14 protein-coding genes are annotated in these 23,723 nt (G+C 38.7%); 3 read left to right on the top strand and 11 right to left on the bottom strand.

The features are described 5' to 3' along the window. Window positions 1-21 precede the first annotated feature (21 nt). Window positions 22-609, top strand: a complete 588-nt coding sequence (locus tag B5488_RS12105; RefSeq protein WP_079735498.1) for a riboflavin synthase — start codon at window positions 22-24, stop codon at window positions 607-609. Here the strand turns inward: B5488_RS12105 and B5488_RS12100 are convergent, their stop codons facing one another. The 11 genes from B5488_RS12100 to B5488_RS12050 all read right to left on the bottom strand — a co-directional run bounded on the left by B5488_RS12100 (window position 610) and on the right by B5488_RS12050 (window position 20,577). Beyond that, window positions 610-825 carry a hypothetical protein gene (locus tag B5488_RS12100; RefSeq protein WP_106197102.1) on the bottom strand — a complete coding sequence of 72 codons (216 nt, stop codon included), beginning with the start codon at window positions 823-825 and terminating at the stop codon, window positions 610-612. It lies immediately after the preceding gene. A gap of 192 nt (window positions 826-1,017) precedes the next feature. Next, the gene (locus B5488_RS12095) at window positions 1,018-3,132 is read right to left on the bottom strand and encodes an ATP-binding protein (protein ID WP_170065281.1); all 2,115 of its coding nucleotides are present in this window, start codon (window positions 3,130-3,132) and stop codon (window positions 1,018-1,020) included. Between the two features lie 104 nt (window positions 3,133-3,236). Next, complete coding sequence (locus B5488_RS12090) at window positions 3,237-4,577, bottom strand: Gfo/Idh/MocA family oxidoreductase (protein ID WP_079735495.1); 1,341 nt, start codon at window positions 4,575-4,577, stop codon at window positions 3,237-3,239. Window positions 4,578-4,579: 2 nt separating this feature from the next. Next, window positions 4,580-5,938, bottom strand: coding sequence for a 3-keto-disaccharide hydrolase (locus B5488_RS12085; RefSeq protein ID WP_079735494.1), 1,359 nt, complete (start codon window positions 5,936-5,938; stop codon window positions 4,580-4,582). Window positions 5,939-6,061: 123 nt separating this feature from the next. After that, window positions 6,062-6,820, bottom strand: coding sequence for a glycoside hydrolase family 16 protein (locus tag B5488_RS12080; RefSeq protein WP_079735493.1), 759 nt, complete (start codon window positions 6,818-6,820; stop codon window positions 6,062-6,064). A gap of 2 nt (window positions 6,821-6,822) precedes the next feature. Then, on the bottom strand, window positions 6,823-9,099 hold the full coding sequence (gene bglX / locus B5488_RS12075) for a beta-glucosidase BglX (RefSeq protein WP_079736607.1): 2,277 nt from the start codon (window positions 9,097-9,099) through the stop codon (window positions 6,823-6,825). Between the two features lie 233 nt (window positions 9,100-9,332). Beyond that, a complete protein-coding gene (locus B5488_RS12070) occupies window positions 9,333-10,982 on the bottom strand; it encodes a family 16 glycosylhydrolase (RefSeq protein ID WP_079735492.1) in 1,650 nt (549 codons plus the stop codon). A gap of 11 nt (window positions 10,983-10,993) precedes the next feature. After that, window positions 10,994-13,048 (bottom strand): PKD domain-containing protein, encoded by a 2,055-nt coding sequence (locus tag B5488_RS12065; RefSeq protein ID WP_079735491.1) that lies wholly within the window; start codon window positions 13,046-13,048, stop codon window positions 10,994-10,996. Window positions 13,049-13,060: 12 nt separating this feature from the next. Next, on the bottom strand, window positions 13,061-14,524 hold the full coding sequence (locus tag B5488_RS12060; RefSeq protein WP_079735490.1) for a RagB/SusD family nutrient uptake outer membrane protein: 1,464 nt from the start codon (window positions 14,522-14,524) through the stop codon (window positions 13,061-13,063). Between the two features lie 11 nt (window positions 14,525-14,535). Then, the gene (locus tag B5488_RS12055; protein ID WP_079735489.1) at window positions 14,536-17,568 is read right to left on the bottom strand and encodes a SusC/RagA family TonB-linked outer membrane protein; all 3,033 of its coding nucleotides are present in this window, start codon (window positions 17,566-17,568) and stop codon (window positions 14,536-14,538) included. 240 nt (window positions 17,569-17,808) lie between these two features. Continuing rightward, the gene (locus B5488_RS12050; protein ID WP_079735488.1) at window positions 17,809-20,577 is read right to left on the bottom strand and encodes a helix-turn-helix and ligand-binding sensor domain-containing protein; all 2,769 of its coding nucleotides are present in this window, start codon (window positions 20,575-20,577) and stop codon (window positions 17,809-17,811) included. An 82-nt stretch (window positions 20,578-20,659) separates the two neighbouring features. Here B5488_RS12050 and B5488_RS12045 point away from each other — a divergent pair, with 82 nt between their 5' ends. Continuing rightward, entirely contained in the window at window positions 20,660-21,592 is a 933-nt protein-coding gene (locus B5488_RS12045) for a DUF6807 family protein (protein ID WP_079735487.1), read from the top strand. 222 nt (window positions 21,593-21,814) lie between these two features. Next, complete coding sequence (locus B5488_RS12040; protein ID WP_079735486.1) at window positions 21,815-23,659, top strand: PLP-dependent aminotransferase family protein; 1,845 nt, start codon at window positions 21,815-21,817, stop codon at window positions 23,657-23,659. Window positions 23,660-23,723 lie beyond the last annotated feature (64 nt).

Below are 23,723 nucleotides of genomic sequence, written 5' to 3'. Positions count from 1 at the left end.
ATGTAAGAATAATCCAAAGATATGTTTACCGGAATTATTGAAGAAGTAGGAGAAGTAAGCCGCTTAGAAACCGAAGGTGGAAATATGCATTTTAGCATAAAGGCAACTATGACGCCTGAATTAAAAATAGACCAGAGTGTAGCCCATAACGGTGTATGCTTAACGGTAGTTTCAATTGAAGATAATGAATACACTGTAACTGCAGTAGCTGAAACTTTGCAAAAAACAAATTTAAAGCACCTGGAAAAAGATGCGCCGGTAAACCTGGAACGCGGGATGAAGCTTGGTGATAGACTTGACGGTCATATTGTACAGGGACACGTAGATCAAACGGCGACTTGTAAAAAAGTACAGGAAAAAGATGGTAGCTGGGAATTCACTTTTGAATACGATTTCAGTTTACAAAATATTACCATAGAAAAAGGTTCTATAACGATAAATGGTGTGAGTTTAACTGTTGTAAATTCTAAGAAGAATGAATTTAGTGTGGCTATAATTCCCTACACTTACGAGCACACTACATTTAAAAACCTCACGGAAGGGGCTACTGTAAACCTGGAATTTGATGTTATTGGAAAATACGTTAAGCGATTGCAGGAATTAAAGTAATTATTTTCTGTTTTTAATATGATGAATTCCAAGTGCTAAACCAGCAGCGATTAAAGCTGAAATTCCGAAATCTATAGGAAGGCCAGGTGGCACTACGATAGGACCACTACCGTCATCCTGCATCTGAGGTTCAGGCAGGTTATGCGTCTGTCCTGCCAAATCTGCCGATAAAAGCATAATCATTATAAAACATAAAATTCTTACATCAACCCTCATAATTCGTGCGTAATGTACTACAATAATGTTATTCGCCAAAAAACTTTGTGGTGGAGTAGATATACGTAAAAGTTAGTACGTTGGATTTATATGGGGCAACATTATATAAAAATAATACAAATTTGCTATACTTCAACAATTCCTCCTAATTAAATCTGATTTTACCTGTGTCACTTTGTAATCCAGCACAAGCTAGTTAAACACCGTTTGTTTCGCGAATCTTTCACCATAGAGCCACTTTTCAACCTTTTCAAACAATTGTTTTTTTTGAAAAGGTTTGGCTAGATAATCATCCATTCCAACTTCAGCGCATTTTTGTCTTTCAGTAGCCATAAAATTGGCAGTTAATGCCACAATAGGCGTTTTTAACTCCAATTTATTTCTAAGGAATTTAGTGGTTTCATAGCCATTTTTAACCGGCATTTGTACGTCCATAAAAATCAAGTCGTAGGTATTCTCCTTTAGAAATGAAAGTGCTATTTCTCCATTTGAAGCAATATCTACCTCCAGACCTTTCCCTTTTAAAAGAGCCTTTACCAATCGTTGATTTAGTTCGCTGTCTTCACAGATCAAAATTTTTCCCGAATATTTTTCCTGTAAATCATCTGTCGCGGCTGCCGCCATACCTTTTTCTTCTGTAGCTTTTTCAAAAGGAATGTCAAAAATAAAATCGGTTCCGTTCCCCGGTTCACTTTGTACTTCAATTGTGCCCCCCTGTTTTTCGATAAGCTGCCTGGAAATATTAAGTCCCAAACCTGTACCGCCATACTTTTGTGAGGTATTTTCATCTGCCTGCAAGAAACGGTGAAAAACGGTATCCAATTTATCCGTCGGAATACCAATTCCAGTATCTGAAACTTTAAAATTAAGTCTAGTTAATCCTGAAGTTTCTTTGCTAACACTTACTAATAATCTTACGCTTCCTTCTGAAGTAAATTTTATGGCATTGCCTAAAAGATTAATAAGTACCTGGGAAAGCCTGTTTTTATCTCCCACTAATAAAGTTGGAACATCATCAGCAATATGTGGTTCAAATTCAATTTTCTTTTGGTGCGCTTTTAAATGTAAAATTGAAAACACCCTGTTTACCGCATCCCGAATATCAAAAACATCTTTATCTATTTGCAATAAACCGGCATCCATCTTTGAGAGGTCCAGGATATCGTTAACAATAAAAAGCAAGGAATCGCCGGCGATTTTTACTGCTTTTAGATAATTGGTTTTATGAGTATCTTTTTCATTTTCCAGTAAAAGATCGGTAAAGCCTAAAACTGCGTGAATTGGCGTACGAATTTCGTGACTAACATTCGCGATAAAATTATCTTTCTGTTCATTAAGGCTTTCGGCCATTTCTTTAGCCTTTTCCAGGGAAATTTCAGCTTCAATTTCTTTAGTAATATCCTGGGAAATCTTCACCACTTTCACCACATTCCCGTCTAAATCCTGGATTGGGTTGTAGGAGGCCTGTAAATAAAACTCAGATCCGTCTTTATGTATTCTGCGCACACGACCGGTTTTATATTCACATTTACGTAAAGCCTCCCAAAGTAGCTTATTTGCAGCATAATCGGCCGGGGTAATAAACATATTATGATGACTTCCCTGCAGCTCTTTTTCGGTATAGCCCGAGATTTCTTCAAAATTTCGGTTTAGAGAAATTATAGTTCCATCGGGTTTAAACTCTACAACCCCGCTAGAATTTTTAATGGCCTGCATTAAAGATTTATTCTCGTTTTCTTGAAGCTCGAGTTTTCTTTGAGTATCTTCTATTCGTTTTTCGAGAATATTATTTAATTCTTTTCCCAGGCTTTTATTCTTTTGCCTGGCCTCTATGAGGTGCATCGCCTGACTGGCAAGTAATTTTAAAGCTTGCTTTTGCCGGTCATTAAGTTTTCCTGGTTTGCCATCTACCACACAAACCGTCCCTATATTATAGCCATTTTCAGCCTTTAATGGCATCCCGGCATAAAACCGAATTCCGTTTTCTGAAGTAACATGTGGGTTGTTTTTCACCCTTTCATCTAAAAGAGCATCAGAAATTTCAAGAAGTTCATCCTGCATTACTGTGTATTGGCAGAATGTTTCTTCTAATGGGGTTTCGCTTCCATCAATACCCACTTTGGCTTTATACCACTGTCTTTTATCGTCTATCATGGCAATAAAAGCAACAGGTACATCGCAAATTAGGGCAATAAGCTGTGCGAGCTCATTAAAATCTTTTTCGTAGGGTGTATCAAGAATATTATAGGAAAGCAAGGTTTGAAGCCTTTTTATCTCCTTATTCTCTTCAATTTTAGCATTATTCATAAGGGGCATTATGAGCCGCGAAGGTATTAAAAAAGAACTCCTTGCAATTATGATTTTGGTTAGTTTTTACTAAAATAGGCTAAAGGATTTATAAACCTAAAAGATTAAATTTCAGGCTTCCAACCAGGGGCATATTCACGGCCCCAAAGTTTCATAGCATCCCTGTCGAATATCTTTCCTGTTTTATCGTCTACATCAAATCCTCTTCCAAGTTGATCGGCAATATTGGTATAGTGTACCATGGTCATACTAATGTTGGCATCATCTATAGGTGCATTTAATTTGGCTGTGCCGCGTATCCCATCAAAGAAATTTATCATATGCGCTGTAGACATATCGCCACCGCCACCAAGTGCCGTCCCGGCTTCATTAGATGCAGAGTTATATTCCTTTATTACTTCCCCATTTCTATTGGTAAGCACATATTTCTCACGATCTACAAATACGCCGCCATCGGTACCATAAATTATGGTTCCACGGCCGCCACCGTAGGTGTCGTAGGCATTTCGGCTTTTACCATCCCACTGAATAACTTTATTGTTTGCAAACTTAAACGTGGCATCCATGGTGTCGTACATTTCCCAACCGTCATCTTTAAAATGTCTTTTTGCTGACTGCGCATCGGTACGTAGTGGAATTCCCACTTGCAAGGCCCATCTTGCTACATCCATCTCGTGAGTTCCGTTATTACCAGATTCGGCTGTACCGTAATTCCAACCATACCAGTGCCAGTTATAATCCCAGGTTTCCTCGGTATATTCTCTTCTTGGTGCAGGGCCCTGCCATAAATCCCAATCTAATCCCTGCGGAACAGGGGCTTTTTTCTGGTTTGGAACTTCACCACGTCCATTAGTATAAAAGGCCACCGCTTTATAAACTTCGCCAATCGCACCTTCGTGTATATCTTTTATAATTTCAATAGTGTGATTTGATGATCGCTGCTGATTACCCATTTGCACCACTTTCCCGTATTTTTTGGTGGCTTCTACCAGCAGTTCATTTTCAAACATATTATGACTGGAAGGTTTTTCAACATACACGTGCTTTCCGGCTTTCATAGCCATAATAGAGCCTGGAGTATGCCAATGATCTGGCGTAGCATTTATAATAGCATCAAGCTTTTTATCTTCAAGAACTTTACGAATATCGTTTTCCAGCTTTGGGCTATAATCTATATGTTCTGAAAACCGCTCCAGTGCATTTACCCGCTGACTTTCCATTACATCGCATAAATACAAGAGTTCTACATTGGAATCCTTTCTTGCAATAGGATCAAAATAGGCCCCAAGCCTTCTTCCCAAACCTGCTATCGCAACATTAATCCTGTCGTTAGAACCTATAATTTTGCGATAGCTTTTAGCGCTCATTGCCATTGCTGAACTTCCAACTGCAAGAGCAGTTCCGCCTAAAGCTGTTTTTTTTATAAAATCTCTTCTTGAATTCATATTTATTCTGCTTTGATCTTAATGTTTTTAAAACTCACTTTATTTCCGTGGTCCTGAAGCAGAATGTGACCTTCATTGGCTTCTCCAAAATTTGGCCAGTCTACATACTTACTTTCAGAAACCAGCTGGCGGTATTCTTCACTTTTCCGCTCATATTCCAGCACTTTCTCGCCATTTAACCAGTGCTCTACTTTATTCCCTTTAGAAACAATACGAGCGGTGTTCCATTCTCCTACAGGGTTCACAGGTTTATCGGGATTGGCTTGAATTAAATCATATAAAGAAGCCATGGTCCTGCTTCCCTCGTGGTTACCCAATTTGGCATCGGGATGCCGTTCATCATCAAGAATTTGATATTCCAAACCTATTGAAGAACCTGGCCCTTTATTCAAATCGGTATCAACAAAATATTTAATACCAGAGTTGGCGCCTTCAGTAATTTTAAAATCTACTTTTAATTCAAAATCGCCATAAAGTTCTTTGGTAACGATATCACCACCAGCTTCAGATTCTCCGCCACCGCTGGCCAACACTGTAAGTACTCCATCTTCTATTTTCCATCCTTCTTCCGGAAATTCATCTAAACGTGCACCACGCCAACCTTCGGTGGTTTCACCATCCCATAACATTTCCCAGCCGTTATCTTTTTCAGCTGTAGTTAAACTGTTTTTGGTTTTAATAGGTTCCAGGGGAGTTTCAGTGCTGTATTTATCTAAATCTTCGGTAAGAATTTTAATATTTTTCCACATGACTTCGGTGCCTGCTTCGGCATCTTCGCCAATACTATGTACCTGCAGGGCAATAAAACCTTTTGAGGTTTTATCGTCTATTAAATGCGCTGCGGGCTCACCATTTATCCAGGTTTTAATAGTGTCGCCAATGGCTTCAATTCTATAGGTATTCCATTCATTTTGTTTAAAAGCTTTTTGAGCATCCGGGTTTTCTTTTAGATCTACTAACCAACCTCGACGCGCTTCATCATAAATTCCGCCGCTCCAGGCACGATCTGATGGATCTATTTCTACCTGGTAACCGTGTACCCGGCCATCCATATAATCATCTAAACTATTGCTTCTTATTTGTACACCAGAATTCATACTTGAATGCACCTTAAAATCCAGCTCCAGAATAAAGTCTTCGTAATCTTTATTAGTGGTAAGGAAAGTGTTCGGGGTATTGTGGGCCGTAGTCCCAATTATTGCTGAATTTTCCACCCGGTATTCGGCATCACCACCTTTTTTAGACCAGCCATCCAGATTTTCTTCATCAAATAATTTTTTCCAGGGAGTATCGTCTTTTTGAGATTCGGCACAGCTGGTAAGTATAAATGCAGTTACCAGTAGAATGATAAGATTTTTCATTAGTTAGGATTATAAATATCTGTAAAATATACATAAATTATTAATCTCCAGCCAATTCATTAAAAATAAAAGGCCAGCATACGCTACTGGTATGCCGGCCTTACTAAAAAAGGGGGGAAATTTTTATTTATAAACCTTTACATAATCTATTAAAAACTGCTTCGGAAAAATGGAATCATCAACTTCAGGACCACCAAAATTACCGCCTACAGCAAGGTTCAATAAAAAATAGAACGGATGCCTGTAAGGGTAAGTTTCCTCGGTTTTTTCTGAAGGAGAAAACGTATAGGTCTTTTCTCCATCTATATAAAAAGTGATCGCATCTTCAGTCCAGTTCATTTTAAACACCCGAAATTCTGAAGTTGCATTTTTTACCGGCGTGGTTTTTATATTTTCGGTATCTCCATGACTTGCGGGCGTATGCAGTGCATTATGAATAGTATCGGGCTGCCTGCCTACAAATTCCATAATATCTATCTCTCCCGAAGCAGGCCAGCCCACCTCATTTACATTATCTCCCAGCATCCAGATCGCCGGCCAAAGCCCGTGGCCATCGGGTAATTTCGCTCTAACCTCAACAGTGCCGTATTGAAACTCAAATTTATCTTTGGTATTTACTTTTCCGCTGTAATACTTATCACCAACCTTATCGGCGGTAATTACCAATTTGCCATTTTTAACCTCAACATAATTTTCGTTATAAATCTGGCGTTCGTTATTTCCCCACCCACAAAGATCGGGGCAGCCGTCTCCGGTTTCGTAACTCCAGTTTTCCATATTCAGGGAATCGCCTTCAAAATCTTCTTCCCAAATCAAATCCTGTGCAGAAATTTGTAACCCAATAAACAGGCTTAAACTAAGAATTATATACTTTCTATTCATTATTATTTTTTTAAAGTAAAGCTGGCTTTCTTAAGATCATTAGAATTTCCGCCTATAAAAACTTCAAATTCTCCTTCTTCAGATTCCCATTTTCTATTAGCATTATAAAACTGAAGCATTTCTTCATCAATTTCAAAAGTGACTGTTTTAGATTCCCCGGGAGCTAAACTTACCGCTTCAAATCCTTTTAATTCTTTTACCGGCCTGGTGGTACTCGCCACAAGATCTCGCAAATAAAGCTGAGCGATCTCTTTTCCTTCAACATCACCGGTATTCTTCAAAGTTATACTTGCCTGGATACTTTGATCGTTATTCATTTCTTCTGAAGAAAGTTCTAAATTCCCATATTCGAATGTTGTATAACTAAGTCCGAAACCAAAAGGATAAAGTGCATCTTTTTTCTCATCGGTATAACCAGAATAGGTCACGTGTTCGGGATTAGAAGGACGTCCTGTACTTTTTTGATTATAGTAAAGCGGTTCCTGGCCTACGGCGCGCGGGAAAGAAACCGGAAGTTTTCCTGAAGGATTATAATTTCCCAGTAAAACATCGGCAATCGCATTTCCGCTTTCTGAACCTAATTGCCAGGCTTCAACAATAGCCGGGATATTTTCTGACGCCCAGGTAATTTCCAAAGGTCTTCCGTTTATCAAAACCAAAACAATATTCTTGTTCACTTTATAAATTTCCTCAAGCAATTCTTGCTGAACTCCTGCTATACCAACATTTACCTGGCTCCTTCCTTCCCCGGTTTGAAATGCATCTTCACCAAGTGCCATAATTACCAAATCGGCTTCTGAAGCTGTATTAATAGCTTCCTGGAATCCTGATGTATCGGTTTCATTAATTTTTAACGGCATTAAAAAACTTCGTTCACCCATACCAAGGTCTGCACCTTTAGCATAGCTGATCGCTACATTTTCATTGATATTAGCTTGAATTCCTTCCAGCAAGGAAACTGCTGAATTAGCTTCTCCCTGGGCTCTCCAGTTACCAATAGGTGTATCTTTATCATCAGCCAACGGACCAATAACCGCAATCTTTTTAACCGACTCTTTTATTGGAAGTAACTCATTTTCATTCTTTAAAAGAACAATAGATTTTTTAGCCACGTCTCTAGCTACATTTTTATGCTCTTCAAACGAGATCTCTTCTAAAAGTTCTACATTAGAATATAAATATGGATCATCAAAAAGTCCGAGTTTAAATTTCACTCTTAGTACTCTTTTTACCGCGTCATCAATATAATCCAGGGTCACCTTATCGTTCTCAACAAGTTCAACAAGGCTAGATTCGTAAGCCCCGCCTTCCATATCCATATCACTGCCCGCGTTTAAAGCGATTTGTGCGGCCTGCATTTTATCTTTAGCAAAACCGTGTGCTATCATTTCGGGAATAGAGCCCCAATCTGAAACTATAAATCCGTCCCAGTTCCAATCTCTTTTTAAAACATCCCTTTGAAGGATTTTGTGACCAGTGGCTGGAGTACCATCTATATCATTAAAGGCATTCATAAACGTAGCAACTCCTGCTTCAGCCGCAGCTTTAAAAGGCGGAAGAATGGTATTATGAAGTTCGTTCTCTCCAATATGGACCGTATTATAATCCCGACCGGCTTCTCCAAAACCGTAGCCTGCAAAATGTTTAGCCGTTGCAGCTATACTTTTTGGGTTTGAAAGATCGTCACTTTGATAACCTTTTATTTTGGCAACCGCCACTTTTGCAGTTAGAAAAGGATCTTCCCCAGAACCTTCCATAATTCTACCCCAACGCGCATCTCGCGAAACATCTATCATAGGCGAAAAAGTCCAGTTAACTCCGTTTGCTGCCGATTCCAGAGCAGCGATTGCTGCGGTCCTTTTCATAGCTTCAAGATCCCAACTGGCAGTTTCTGCCAGAGGAACAGGAAAAATCGTGGTATACCCATGAATTACATCATAGCCGAACATCAACGGAATTTTTAACCGTGAATTTTCCATCACCAGCTTTTGTGCTTCCCTGGTAGCTTCTACCGAAAGTACATTAAGCATAGCGCCTACTTTTCCGGCTTTAAGGTTTTCCTCCTTTTGTTTGTTATTCATTTGTGAAGCAGGTCCCGTAAGATCCCAACTGCCATTGTACTGCACAAGTTGTCCTACTTTCTCTTCAAGGGTCATTAATGCTAAAACCGAATCTACTTTGATTTCTACATTTCTAACCGAACTTTGTATGGTTGAATCCTGTGCATTGACCATAAAACAGCCTAACAGGAAAAACCCTAATAAATTTAGTTTTTTCATAATTTGAGGTAAACTACCTCGGGGCGAACCGCCAGAGGCATTATTGGAAAATATATTTTGATTTCGAGGCATCCCAAAAATGTTGGGACGGAACATTTAAATCTCGATTATCGAGTAAAAAAACTGCCTGAAGTGCGCTTAAGAAATTAAGTTTGTGGCCTACAAACAAATAATCTTCAATCGTAAATTCAGAAAACAATAACAGCAATCAGGCAGTCTTATTTTTAGTTTTATTATTCCTGGTAAACTCGTATGTAGTCAATTTCCATGGAGCTTTCCTCAAATGCCGGATCAATTTCTCCGCCAAAGGTTCCACCCATCGCTACATTAAGAATAATAAAGAAGTCTTTATTAAATGGAGAATCTGGATTATTAGCGTAAGTATGGTAAACTTCGCCATCTACGAGAAACAGAATTCTTTCAGGAGACCATTCCATAGTATAGGTATGGAATTCGTCGCTAACACCGGGAACTTCAACTGAACCTCCATCGGCATTTCCACCGGAACGTCCCGGATAATGCAGGGTACCGTGAACAATATCCTGTTGGTTCCCTACGTGCTCCATAATATCTATCTCCCCGGTTTCAGGCCATCCTACTTCATCAAAGTTTGAACCCAACATCCAGATAGCGGGCCAGGTGCCAGCTCCTTCAGGTAACTTAGCACGGGCTTCTACTCTTCCGTATTGAAATTCAAAATTATCTTTTGTAGTTATTCTTGAAGATGAATAATCAAATTCGTTGGTATCTTCTGCCTTTGCAGTAATCACAAGGTTTCCACCCTCTATTAATGCGTTATCTTCAGTATAATATTGAGCTTCCTGGTTTCCCCAGCCGTTATTATTACCAATTTCAAAATTCCAGATACTAGAATCAACCGGTCCATCGGTATCAAAATCCTGTTCCCAAACAAGGTTTTCATATTCGGTTTGAAATTCTTCAGGCTCTTCCTCTTCTCCCCCCTGAGATGTGGTGAATTTTAAATACCAGGCCAAAGCAGGATCGTTGCCGGGAATTACCCTAACATCCATTGTGGTTGGTGTAATATTAAGAACTTCGTAAGAACTTGAACCTACGTAGTAGCTCATCGTTCCACCGCCAGCGATATTAATTACCGTACCGGTAGTTGCATCTTCTGGCAAACCAGAAGTTGAGGGCGAAAGCGAAGCGCTAAAGTCACCAGTATTACTAAAGTCAAGACATTGGTCTTCCGATCCATCTCCACCAAAATCGCCGGTGTAGGCTACATTAACAAAGGTTAGCCCATTGTTATTGTAATTGTAAACAATATTATCGTTTTCATTTAAACTAAAAGTAAGTTCATCTGTATAGAAACAAGAACTAACATCTGCGCCGGCCTTTTCAAAAGGAGCAGCTGCATAATATATAGGAGCCGTAAATCCTTCTCCACCGCTTGGCCCAACACCCAGGTGAGCCGGCTGTGAAGCCGCTACATACCAGGTTTTTGAACTTCCGCCGGTAAGCAATTCTTTAGTCTCAGGATCGCTAAAATCACTAAAAACTGTGACGGTAGTCGTCATATTTGAGGATGCACCACCGGTACCGGAAGCGATTACTGTTACGGTATAATCGTTTACACCGTTCTCGTTAAAACTATGGGTGGTTTCTCCAGAAGCAGAAACTTCTTCAAAACCATCGCCATAAATAAACTTGTAGGTCATGGCATTATCGGCGCTGGCGCTAAAACTTACCGCTCCACTACCATCGCCATTAGGCATTTCTTCAGTTTGCCCTACCACATTGGCGGTAACGTTCAAGTTAGAAGGTGTGGTAATATCACCTATATCATAATCGTCGTTGGAACAGGCGCTGAAGAAAACTAGCGTAAGTACCGCAAGACTTGTTTTTATTATGTTTTTCATTTTTATGATTTTTAATTGTGGAAATAGATGTTGTTCACATATACTTTTGCTTCACCGGCAGGCGTGGCAGAATATATAAGCTGACCAATATTTGCTCTTCCCTGAAGATTTTCAAATTCTGATAACGGGATATCCAGGCTTACCCATTCATTTTGGGCAGGATTTTCTATAATAATTTCAGATTCAGAATTATCGTCTCCATCGTAAACTCCATCGGGTCCAAGATCTACTAGTTTGATTTTGAAAACTTCGGCGTTACCGGTATAGATATCGGTATGAAAGTGCGTCATGTTTGAAGCATCTACGGGGCTGGCGATTGTTTCTATTCCCACGTAATCTAAATTGAAATAATGTTTAGACAATTTTCCGTCAAACTCAACTTCTTCATAATCTGAAACAGACCAGCTGGTTCTCCAGGTATCAACTTCTACATCATCGGCAACATCACTAAAAAGCGAAATATATTCGGTTTGTACATCGCCAATTGTAACATCGTCAAAGTAAAAGCTAGTGCCTTCACCTGGGCTGTTGAAGTCATAGAACACGATCAATCGGTCGTAACCTATACTTTCGTCAAAAGCTTCAAAAGTGCTTAGATCGAAAGAAAGCTCTTCCCATTGGCTAGCAACAGTAGTATTTTGAGTTACCTCAACAAATACTGAAGGATTTCCGTTATTGTCTGGGTCTGAATCTGAATCTTCAAATTTCAACAGAATTGGCACTCCAGCTTCTGGTGACCAGGTTTTCATCTTAACCGTAGTTCCGTTCTCAAAACTTAAAGCTTCATCCAGATTTAAAGAAACCCCGGCCCAGCCTTCTGCACCTTCTCCTTTAGAAAGTTCGGTAACTTTAGCGCTGGGATTAATACCAGACATATCAGGATTAACAATAACACCGGCACCGGCTCCACCAAATCCTCCCCAGGCATATTCTATATTTCCCGATTCAAAATCTACAGGAAGTTTTATAAGTTCTAAACGGGTAGTTTCAATATTATCGAAATAATAGGTTTCCCCGGTTCCCGGAGCATCAAAATTGAAGAATAATACAATTCTTCCATATTCAATAGAAGGATCAAGTGTATTCATATCAAATATCAATGTTTCCCAACCTTCACTTACTGTGGTTGTTGCCGTAGCTTCTACAAAAAGGTCGGCATTTTCAAGATTTTCAACTTTGAAAATAACATCGGTTCCGGCTTCTGGTGACCACACATCTACACTAATGTAGCGCTCGCTTGAAAAATCTATAGGTTCGTCTAAAGCGATGGTTGTACCTGCCCAGGTTTCTGAACCTTCGGGCTTGGTATAAGAAGCTACTCTATCACTGGTATTCCCCCCAGATGGATCTGGATTATCGATTACCGGTGCGCCGGCTCCTTCGCCACCACCAAAATTGTTAAACGTGTAATTAAGTGTTTCCGATTCAAAATCTATAGGAAGGAAAAGCGGATCTGTAATACTAATTTCCTCAGTAACTTCTGTAGTCGCAGCGCCCCCACTTAGAGCAACCACGCGAACATTGTAAGTTCCAATACTGCTATAGGTGTAAGAAACACTTTCTCCCGGCATTAACGGGGTGGCTTCTTCATCTTCCTCTTCACCAAAATATACCTCAAACATCGCAGCGTTTGTAGCACTAGCTGAAACTGTTACGGTATAATTATCGTCGGCATCTTTTACAATTTCGGTCTCCAGGTTTTCGGGAGCAAGGAAAGAAACGGTTAAAGGCTGAGTTCCTGTAGCGGTTTTACCGTTAATATTAGTCCCGGTAACCTCTACTTCATATTCACCTTCTGCATAAACATGCTCTACAGCTTCTCCTACTTTAATTGCTTCTGCAGGGGTAGAACCATCACCGAAATCTACGGTATATATAGCAGCTCCTTCACCAGTTGGTGTAATCTCTACCAAACCAGAATTATCTTGAGTTATTTGAAATGTTGCACCCAAATTTGCCGGGGCCTGCACCTGCTCAAGATCTACCAGTGCATCGTCATCACTCTCGCAGCCAAAAAACGGCAGGGCGAGTAGGAATGCAAAAATTATTTTATAATGTCTTTTCATAATTCTAATGTTTTAGTATCCCGGATTTTGCTCCCAGTTACCCTGAGAAAATTCGATTTCTTCTAACGGAATTGGAAAAAGTTCGTTTTTTCCGGTGGTAAATCCGTCTATATTATCAGCGGCTCTGCCGGTTCTAACCAAATCGAAGAAACGGTGACCTTCGCCTACCAGTTCTTTTCTTCTTTCTTCGTAGATAATTTCGGTAAGTGCATTTCCTGCAGCTTCTACCCCATCTAAACCTGCTCTGTCACGAACCTCATTAAGGTATGTTCTAGCCTCACTATCGTCTCTCCCGCCACGGTTCAAGGCTTCAGCAGCCATTAGTAAAACATCGGCATAACGAATAGAACGGTAATTATTAGGCTGGGTAAGGTTGGCATCACCTACATTGTTATTTTCACGAGGAAGATATTTTCGGTTAAAATAACCAGTGTGTTTATATCCTTCAGCATACGTTGCGCCGGTTTCTGCTGCCCAGGCTTCAATATCTAAAACAGAAAGATCTCTGCGAATATCATCTTCAGTAAACATATCGTAAGCTTCCTGAACAGGAACATTAAAACTGAAACCAGGTTCAAAAACAGGACCCGAGTAATTTCTTATTCCCTGAAAACCTACGGCCACGTTCCCTTCACTACACTGCAAGCAATCAAAACCTGCTCCTTCTTCACCTGTATACTGTACTTCAAAAACAGATTCTTCATTATTCTCGCCTTCCTGTTCAAAAAGTGTATCAAAATTTGCTAAGGCATAAGGACCATTATTGATTAATTCTGTCAATACATTTGCAGCTTCATCAAATTCTTCCTTGTATAAATGTGCTTTACCTAGTAAAGCCATTGCAGCGCCTTTAGTTGCACGGCCAGTTTGTGGCGCGGTATAATCTAAATTATCTATTGCGAAATGTAGATCGCTTTCAATTTGCGCGTAAACTTCTTCAGTGGAAGCTCTGGGAACAGAAGTTTCATCTCCCAATACAAAACGTTCATCTCCCTTTAAAGGAATTGGCCCAAACCATTTTACCAATTCAAAAGTGAAATAGGCGCGTAAAAAGCGTACTTCAGCAATAATCATTTCGCGACCTTCAAAATCTGTTTTATCCTGAAACTCTAAGACATAATTTGCGCGTTGTACCCCGGCAAAATTCCAGTCCCAAACATCGTCAAGATTGTCGTTTACGGGAGTATGCGTCATTTCGTCTACTTGCTGAAAACCTATTACATCATTGGCGCTTTCTCCTCCACTTAGTGTATTGTCTGAAGCAATTTCTCCAAGTAATACGTTTACGTAAGTAGATTGCAGAATATCGTAAACGCCAATTAGTGCGTTGTAATAATCTTCTTCTGAATTAAAATAGTTTTCAGAATCTATATTATATTCTTCGGTATCTTCAAGATAATCTTCACTGCAACCAAAACTGAAAGCCAGCAGGAGCAACAGAAGCATTTTATTGAATATGTTATTATATCTCTTCATTGTGCGATTTTTTAAAAGTTAAGGTTTAATCCTGCAAGGAAAATTCTGGGTACGGGATAAAACCCGTAGTCAATTCCGCCACCAATAGCTTCACCTGTTGAGGCAGAAGGATCAAAACCTTTGTAATTGGTAAAAGTGTACAGGTTTTGCACCGAAGCGTAAATTCTTAATCGGTTAATTCCTGCTCTATCCAAAAATGTTTCGGGAAGACTATACCCTAACTGAACATTCTGGATTCTTGCATAAGAAGCATCTTCCACATAAAATTCTGAAAAAGCCACATTAGAAGTTGCACCTGTTGTTACACGCGGAACTTCATTGCTTGTTCCCGGCCCGGTCCATCTTTCCAGATAGTAAGCGTGACGGTTTACATTTGGCTGATTACGCTCGTAATTTCTTACCATATCGTTTCCTAAAGAAGCGTAGGTATAAGCCGTGAAATCGAAATTTTTATAGTTGAAATTAAGATTTATACCCATTGTAGCAGTAGGAATTGGGTCGCCAATATTAGTACGGTCATCTACATTTATCACTCCGTCACCATTGGTATCTACATAACGAATATCGCCGGGAGAAGCTGCCGCACCCAAAGTTTCCTGTGAAGGATGTGCATCTACTTCTGCCTGATTTTGGAAAATCCCATCGGTTTCATATCCGTAGAAATAACCAATTGGGAAACCTTCCTGAAAACGTGACGGTTGCGGTTGTCCCACACCAAACTGTCCACCTAGAAGAAACTCTGTCCCGTTTACTTCGGTTACTTCATTTCTTAAGAAAGTAGCGTTGTAACCAATTCCAACTCGAATATCGTCGCCAAAATTTTCTTTATAATTAATCGCGAATTCAAAACCTTCATTTCGGGTAGTTCCCGCATTTATAGTTGGTGCGCCAGAGCCCGGTGCACCCCCGCCAAAAATCCCCGAAACAGGAATACCGGCAACTAAAAGGTCTTTACGATCTTCTCTAAATACATCGGCTGTAATATCTATCCTATTGTTTAATAGCCTAAGATCTATACCAACATTGGATTTTTCAGCTTGCTCCCAGCCTGAAGCTGGATTGGCGATTCGGCCCGAAGCGGTTCCGTTTACCAATTCCCCTCCTAACACATAGGTGGCCTCACCATCTAACAATGATCGGTAAAACTGATTAACCTCACGATCGGCTATATCATTTCCAAGGATACCAAAACTTCCTCTTAATTTTAAGAAAGAAATCACATTAGAATCTTCTAAGAAATCTTCTTCAGAAAGAATCCAACCGGCAGTTGCGGACGGGAAATAACCTACGCGGTTTCCAGGGCCAAATCTTGTAGAAGCATCTCTACGAAACATCCCTGAAACCAAATATTTCCCTTGAAAATCGTATTGCAGCCTTCCGAAGAAAGACAGTTTCCTGATATCGTATTTATAAGCGCTATTGTTTAAACCATCGTTTGTTCCCGTGGTTAGGCTGATATCGGCAAAATCCCACGAATTATTTGGAACATCATAACCGGTGGCATATAAACCATCTCCCCAGTCTCTAATTACCGTCATCCCGGCAGTTCCCGTTAAATGATGTATGTCGTTAAAAGTGTTTTCGTAAGTTCCAAAAAGATCGTATGTATAAGAATTATCGTTAATTCGGTTTTGGTTTACCGTGCTACGAACATTATTAAATACTTTTCCCGGTCCATAATCTATAATTGGCGCGAAATCTTTTCCTTTTGAATTAGCAAGACTGTAACCAATTCTGGACGTGAAAGTCAATTCTTCTATCGGCGTATAATCTAAGCTGAAAGAACCGTTGAATTTATTAAGATTGTAGTCATTAAATGTATTTTCAACCTGGGAAAGCGGGTTTATAATCTCGTTCCCCAATCTACCTTCAAGATCTTCCTGGTCACGGCCAAAAGTTGGAGGAATGTTTAAGGCGTTAAATAGAACAGAACCCAAACCGTTTTCGTTAATAGACCTTCTATTTAAATTAGTATAAATTGAATTGGCGGTAAATGTAAATTCATCTGAAATATCTACCCCAATATTAAACCTGGCGGTACTTCTTTGAAAATCAGATTTTTCAGCACCAATTATTCCTTCCTGGTCAAGATGCGAAACCCCAAAAGAATAGGTTACTTTTTCTGAACCCCCGTTAAGAGTAAGGTTGTGGCTCATAATTGGAGAAGTGTCGAAAACTTCATCCTGGAAATTAGTTCCCCTGCCTAATTCACTAACATTAGGATAAGGCAAAGCCTGGCCATTGTTGGCGTAGCTTTCATTTAAAAGTAAACCGTATTCTGTAGCATTAAGCAAAGGAAGTTTTCTAGAAGTTTCCTGCATTCCTATGTAGGCGTCATACTGTATGGAAGGAGCGGTATTCTTTTTACCCGATTTGGTAGTTACCAAAACCACCCCATTAGCACCGGCAATACCATAAATAGCAGCCTGTGCATCTTTAAGGATAGAAATAGATTCAATATCGTTAGGGTTAATAGTGTTTAAATCACCCTGGTAACCGTCTATAAGAATAAGCGGCCCGTTTTCACTATTAGAAGCGATACCGCGAATATTTACATTAATTCCTGCTCCCGGTGCTCCCGAAGATGGTGTAACATTAACCCCGGCTGCAGTACCCTGCAGGGCCTGTTCTATTTTAATAGGGTTAAGCTCTTCAATAGTTTCATTGGAAACTACAGAAACAGCACCGGTAATATCCTTTCGCTGTTGCGTTCCATAACCAATTACCACTACTTCATCTAAAGCGGCAGCATCTGTTTTTAAACTAACATTAATTTCTGTTTGATTTTCCCCTACGCTAACTTCCTGAGGAAGAAAGCCTACGTAAGAAAAGACCAAAACGTCTCCGGCTGAAACCTCATTAATGATGTAATTCCCATCAAAATCGGTTACCACTCCATTTGAAGTATTCTTTACAATAATGTTTACTCCCGGTAGTGGAAGTCCGGTATCAGCTTCATCTACCATTCCCGAAACAGAAAAGGTTTGTGCCTGCAAGGAAAAGGTTCCTATACAAAACAAAATTAGTACGAGTATTTTATTCATTTGTTGATGATTTAAATTCGGAAATCAATGTATTAAGAAAGCATTAACAGCAATAATTAATCACCCTTACAAATAGTATACAGGAAAAATTATGAGGTAATTTTTGAGAAATATGCATCCACAACCCGCTGAAATAGAAGAATAAGCAGATTACAATTATTTTAAGCTAAATATTGATTTTCTGGCATTTAGGGAGAATGTTGTGGTAATGTTGAGGGAAATGAAGGTATTGTAAAGGCGCTAAAACTTAAGGATGTACTCTACTAAACCCTGATCATGCTCTAAATTCATTTTCTTACGCAAACGATATCGCTTTATTTCCACACTTCGCACCGAAATATTTAGCAGGGGAGCGATCTCTTTTGAAGATAAATTAAGCCTTAAATAAGCACAAAGTTTAAGATCGTTTGAAGTAAGGTTTGGATGTTCCTTCTTTACCGATTGCAGAAAATCTTTGTCGGCATTATCAAAAGCTTCTTTAAATAGTTTCCAGTTATCCTTTTCAGCAATATTTTTATTGATAATGGAAATCACTTCCTGAATATCTTCTTTCTCATTAGCTCCGGTCAGTTTGTTTTTAAGCTGAATAAGAAATTCATTCTTTTTAATAATATTCATTGTAGAGGCTGCTAATTCCCGGTTTTTAGAAGCTACATCAGATTCCAGTTTCTGGTTTTGAAGTGTAATAATTTCCTGCTGCGATTCTAATTGCCTTATTTCGAGTTTCTTTTTATTTTTCTCTAATAATCTTTGGCGCTGTTTCCTGTAATACCCTGTATAAATTTTATGCAGTATAAAAATAAGCAACAAGAAAAGTAAAACATAAACAATTATTGCCACAGTAGTGGCATACCACGGTAAAGCAATAGTAAAGGCATAAGCCGCTATATCACTTATATTGTTGTTATATTTTCCACGAACTTCAAAAACATAATCGCCGGCGGGAAGATTTTCAAAAGTTGCACTCCCGTTGCGTTGCCAATTGCTCCAACCAGTACTAAACCCTTTAATTCTATAACTGTAAACCGGTTTTGCAAGTTTGGAATATGCAGGAATACTAAATTCAAAATTGATATTATTAACCGAGTTTGGTAATTCTAATTGATCAAGATTTAAACTATGACTTTTAAAATCTTCTTCTAAAGCAGCGGTAGAAACTTTGTTGATATAAAGATCTTCCATAGAAGGCAGCTCTAAGGGCGTAGAAAAAATAGTATAGCCCACGTTAGATCCCACCAGATATTCACTTTCCCCAATTAGGGAAATATTTTCAAAACCTTTAGCAATACTCCTGTATTCTAAAGGAATGGCTGCCGATTTTGCGCTTAACCTGTCTTGAAAAGCATCCCGGGTAACATATAAGAGGTTGTCTTCACCAAATCCCCACCAGGTATTATCGGGTAAAACATGGGAAATTCCGCTTATTCTTTGTTCTTTAATTAGATTATTTAATTCATTTTCAGGGTTAAATGTATCAGTTTGGGGATCATACTTGTAAATTTCATCTTCAGTAGAATAATAAATAGAATCGTTAAACTGAAAAACTTTAAGTCCCATCCCACCCTCATAAGAAACGCTGTAATTTTCCTCGCTTAAAACCTCACTAACTTCAGAATTAATTTTCAACTTAAAAACTCCTTTGTGATCGTGACCCACCCAGAGAGTGGAATCGTTCTCTACCACCAGATTCCTTGAAGAAAGATCGAAATTTGCTAAATAAACGGGATCGTTTTTTACATTTCCTTCTTCCCAAAAACTAATTCCGTCGTAATGCCCCTGAAGCAATCCGTCTTTAAATCCTCTAATTTCCCAAACCCCGGGACCATCAGAAATTTGGATTGCGCTATTATCCTCAATGGCAAAAATACCGCGATCATGCCCAGCGTAAAGTTTTCCTTTTATTTCATTAATACTCCAAACCTGCCCGCTAGTGCCGGGAATAAGTTCATAATCATTAAATACGCCGGTTTTAACATATAAGCCTTGATTGGTCCCCAAATACAAATTATCTTGAAATTGATAACTGCAATATACCGTACCCACTTTTCCGGAAATATCTGTAAACAATCTAAACGGACTTTTACGATTAATTAGCACAAGTCCATTATCGAGCCCGCCCCAAATATTTCCCGCTTTATCTTCTAAAATCGATAAAACCGTATTGTTGTTAATTACAGGTTGCAGTAACTGATAATTTTCTGAGGTTTCCAGGTTATAAACGTGCAAACCATTACCAATGGTTCCTAAAACAAGGGTTTGGTCCTCGATTAATTTCGCAGTAAAAATACTTTCATCTAAAGGATAATCTTCAAACTGAAAAGGCTGCCAATTAGATCCCTCTATAGTAAAAAGCCCGTCGTCCCGGGTAACGGCAAGCATTTTATTATCTTCAAAAGAAAAAAGGCCAACAATGGGTTTATCCTTAATTTTGGTATTAGAAATTACCTGCGCAATCCTGCCATTCTCTATGGTGTAAAGTCCGTCTTCCGCAACCTGGTAATAGAGTTTATTATTAACCTTAAATAAATTGGAAATAATATTACCCGCATTTATGGTATTAATCTCATCGGTTTCCCTGTTATAGCTATAAAGACGGCGTAAACTTTGAAAAATAATATATTCTTCCAGCGCTTCAATATGCCAGAATTGTTCTCCATCCAGGATTTTCTCTTCAGAAAGATTTCTTAAGCTGGTATAATTAAGTTCCCCTTTTTCGTCTGCCTTCCAAAAACCAAAGTCCATATAAGACCCGGTATAGATTCTTTTATCTTTAGCTAAAACAGAACGAACGGCACTGGCATTTGGCACTTTATGCAAATCCCAATGTTCGCCATTATAACTTAACAATCCCAGGTTATTGGCTATGTAAATATGATTATTTTCGGCCTGCGCCATCATCCAGTTTTGGTTACCGGCATTGTAAATTCCGGGATCAAAATTGGTGATTGGCGGCAATTCCTGCGCAAACAGGCTGAAGCTGAAAAACAAAAAGAAAGCAAGTAAACGCATAGTTTAGTAAAAAACGGAAATTACTAAATAATATGGGGCATAACTAAATTTAAAATACACAGGATTTTAGTAATTTTCCAGTATGCACCAATTTCCTCTTATTAAAAAGGCTTTTTGCACATTGGTTTTACTAAGCCTGCAACACCAATTATTTTCTCAGGAACTGGAATTTCAAAAGGATAAAGAAGGAGTGCTCCTACTGGAAGATGAAAAACCTCGATATTTTTATCAGGAAAAAAGCAAAAGTCTCGATGGTAAATATGCCCGGGCAAACTATGTTCACCCTTTATATAACAATAACAGTGAAATTATTACTGAAGATTTTCCTGAAGATCACTTACATCATCATGGCATTTTCTGGTCGTGGCATCAATTATATGCTGAAGGGAAACGCGTGGGAGATCCCTGGTTAAGTGAAGGTATTTCCTGGCAGGCTGAAGTAACCGAAACCACAATCAAAGAGAAAACAGCAGTTTTAAAAGCGGAAATTCACTGGTTTGGTGAAACAGATAAAAACCCTGTTTTAAAAGAAAACCTGGAGCTTATTTACGAGCGATTTAACCCGAAAACCTATGCGCTGACTTTTAAAATTAGACTTACGGCTTTAAAAGATGGCGTTTCTATTGGAGGATCTCAAGATGCCAAAGGTTACGGTGGGTTTTCGCCTAGGTTAAAACTACCTGGAGATGTGGTTTTTGAATCCAGAGACGGTATAGTTAATCCGCAAAACTTACCGGTAAAGGCCGGACCGTGGATGAACATAGAAGGCAATTTTGATAATTCAGGTGAAATAACCGGAATTGTGATTATGGGCAAACCCGAGGATTTACCAAATTACCAGGGTTGGATTTTAAGAAAAAGTCGCAGCATGCAAAATATGGCTTTTCCCGGGCGAGACCCAATAGCCATTAAAAAAGATGAAAGCCTGGAATTTAAAAATCAAATCCTGGTACACCAGAATTTAAGAATTACCGAAATCGAGGATTATTATAAAAAGTTTCAGAAAGTTGAATAAACTTTGAACCTCTCTATTACTGCAAATTGACATGATTAATTTTAAAGGTAGATTTTATGCTTTTGTATAAAGAAAAGAGGGCAAAGGAAACTAATAAATAATATGGAATTTTTTTGAAGGAATAAGTGAAAAAAAGAATTATACCTTCAAAGAAATCGATCGCTTTTACTTTTAAAATTGTTCTAAGCAGTTTATATTACCAACTTATCTAAAAGTTAAGTTATGAAAGAGCAAAAAGTACTAAATTATATTGACGATATAATTGAAAATATACCCAATGACTGGCTGAAACTAACCACTCATCGATTGGATATTTATAATGAAAAATTGGCGAAAACTGAATTCGTTGAGAAATTTGAAAAGTTATTTGCTGCCAATAATTCTGAAACATCAGCACTCAAGGAACTCCCTACCGCTTTCGATTATATTAGATTAGGCCATCCATTATCTTCTGTACTGGAATGGGGAATTGCTAAATTAAATGATCTAAAGTCGGAAAATATAATAAGTTTTTCTTCAAGGACGATTCCTGTTTTAGCAATTTTGAGAAAAAATCTCTTCGATAAGAAAAATACGCAAATTATTTATAGCGGTTCGTTACCGGAATATTTTGATGCTGAAGCCCTAAAAAGAGTGTACGGATATAATTTTGAATTAAAACAGGTTGAGAAGCCTGAAGAGATTACTGAGTTTAATGGCAGTACTATATTTATTTCACAGGAAGGGGAAATTGGCAAAGTTAACCTCAACCCAAATATTGATTTTTGGGTTAGTGTTTACCCTAAGCTTGGAAGTATTCTATTAGTTAATGGCGAAAAAAATGAGCGTTATATCTCCGAAATTCAGCACGTGAGAAGAAGAGAAAGTATTGCTATGACCCCAGCAGATTCTTTTTCTGCTTTGAAGCTGTTAACAGGAAAACCTTCTTCTTTTCCTGAGAAAAATAATATTGACACCAACAAAGCAAGTGTAATAGATTCAATTAAAAAGATTACGGCTACAAATTCAAATGCGCTACTTGGCTCTTGCGGACTTTCGGTGCAATATGCGATTATGATGGGCCTTATTGACGAGGCTCTGGAAAAACATCCGGGAAAGGCTATCAAGATTGTAGTCCCGCCTAATTGCTATGGTGGCACAAACGACCAGGCGCGACGGGTTGCTGCAAGCCTGGATAATGTAGAAATTGTGGATTTACCGGTAGACGGTGATAATGATATGGTTCAAAGTACTGATATGGTTTTAGACCAGGTTGCTAAAGATGATGCGGTGCCTTACATTATTGCTGAAATCCCAACCAATCCTCGAGTTGAAGTTCCTGACCTGGAAAAATTAAAAGAGGCTTTAAGTAAAAAGCGTAAAACTGCGAGTGGAGAAGCTGCTATTGATCCTGTTTTTATTTTAGATCAAACATTTTGTCCTAACGTACAATTCTTAGCTGAAGATGGAATATTATCATCTATAAAAAGCATTTCATACGTTAGTGGATCAAAATTTCCAAGTGGCGGGAAATGTACGGCCGGTTATTGTGTAGCTAACCAAAAAGCTGAAAATTTATTAAGCAAAATAGATAAACATCTTGTACTGTGTGATAATGAAGCTACAGCCCTTCAAATTGAAATACTGGCCGGGCAATTACCTTCAATGAACCAAAGAATTGCTGATGCCTATAAGAATACACGTGAATTTGTAAACTTTATCAGGGAGACTTTACCAGAGGCGAAAATCAACTTTGTTTCAGAAGAATTAGCTACGCAAGGATTTACACCATCTGTATTTTCCTTAGATCTTCCAACGAAAGGAAATACCGATGAAGAGAGGGAAGCTTATAAACGGGAATTAAATCTAAAACTAATTAATATGATGATTAGTAAAATCCCTAACGAAAGCAAATATTGTGTGAGTTATGGCCAGTTAAAGGGATGTTACTGGACCATTCCTGCAACATCTACCCAGGGAACAACCAAGGAAGACGACAAAGATTATATTGCCAGGGTATCTGTATCGCCAGATCTGGATCTTGAGCTTCATAAAAAAGTCTTTTTAGAATTTGTTGAGGAAATTTAGCATTAAGGGAGGTACTAAACGCCTCCCTGTTACTATTGTGGGTTATTTAATAACTGTGTATTTT

Origin of the sequence: Salegentibacter salegens (genome assembly GCF_900142975.1) — a bacterium.
Lineage (GTDB): Bacteria > Bacteroidota > Bacteroidia > Flavobacteriales > Flavobacteriaceae > Salegentibacter > Salegentibacter salegens.
The sequence above is the reverse complement of the archived record's forward strand: the minus strand, read 5'-3'. Positions and strand labels throughout refer to the sequence as shown.

Bases quoted from the DNA above. Each gene is read 5' to 3' on its own strand.
- B5488_RS12105 (WP_079735498.1), top strand. From the start codon at position 22: ATGTTTACCGGAATTATTGAAGAAGTAGGAGAAGTAAGCCGCTTAGAA.
- B5488_RS12100 (WP_106197102.1), bottom strand. From the start codon at position 825: ATGAGGGTTGATGTAAGAATTTTATGTTTTATAATGATTATGCTTTTA.
- B5488_RS12095 (WP_170065281.1), bottom strand. From the start codon at position 3,132: ATGAATAATGCTAAAATTGAAGAGAATAAGGAGATAAAAAGGCTTCAA.
- B5488_RS12090 (WP_079735495.1), bottom strand. From the start codon at position 4,577: ATGAATTCAAGAAGAGATTTTATAAAAAAAACAGCTTTAGGCGGAACT.
- B5488_RS12085 (WP_079735494.1), bottom strand. From the start codon at position 5,938: ATGAAAAATCTTATCATTCTACTGGTAACTGCATTTATACTTACCAGC.
- B5488_RS12080 (WP_079735493.1), bottom strand. From the start codon at position 6,820: ATGAATAGAAAGTATATAATTCTTAGTTTAAGCCTGTTTATTGGGTTA.
- bglX (WP_079736607.1), bottom strand. From the start codon at position 9,099: ATGAAAAAACTAAATTTATTAGGGTTTTTCCTGTTAGGCTGTTTTATG.
- B5488_RS12070 (WP_079735492.1), bottom strand. From the start codon at position 10,982: ATGAAAAACATAATAAAAACAAGTCTTGCGGTACTTACGCTAGTTTTC.
- B5488_RS12065 (WP_079735491.1), bottom strand. From the start codon at position 13,048: ATGAAAAGACATTATAAAATAATTTTTGCATTCCTACTCGCCCTGCCG.
- B5488_RS12060 (WP_079735490.1), bottom strand. From the start codon at position 14,524: ATGAAGAGATATAATAACATATTCAATAAAATGCTTCTGTTGCTCCTG.
- B5488_RS12055 (WP_079735489.1), bottom strand. From the start codon at position 17,568: ATGAATAAAATACTCGTACTAATTTTGTTTTGTATAGGAACCTTTTCC.
- B5488_RS12050 (WP_079735488.1), bottom strand. From the start codon at position 20,577: ATGCGTTTACTTGCTTTCTTTTTGTTTTTCAGCTTCAGCCTGTTTGCG.
- B5488_RS12045 (WP_079735487.1), top strand. From the start codon at position 20,660: ATGCACCAATTTCCTCTTATTAAAAAGGCTTTTTGCACATTGGTTTTA.
- B5488_RS12040 (WP_079735486.1), top strand. From the start codon at position 21,815: ATGAAAGAGCAAAAAGTACTAAATTATATTGACGATATAATTGAAAAT.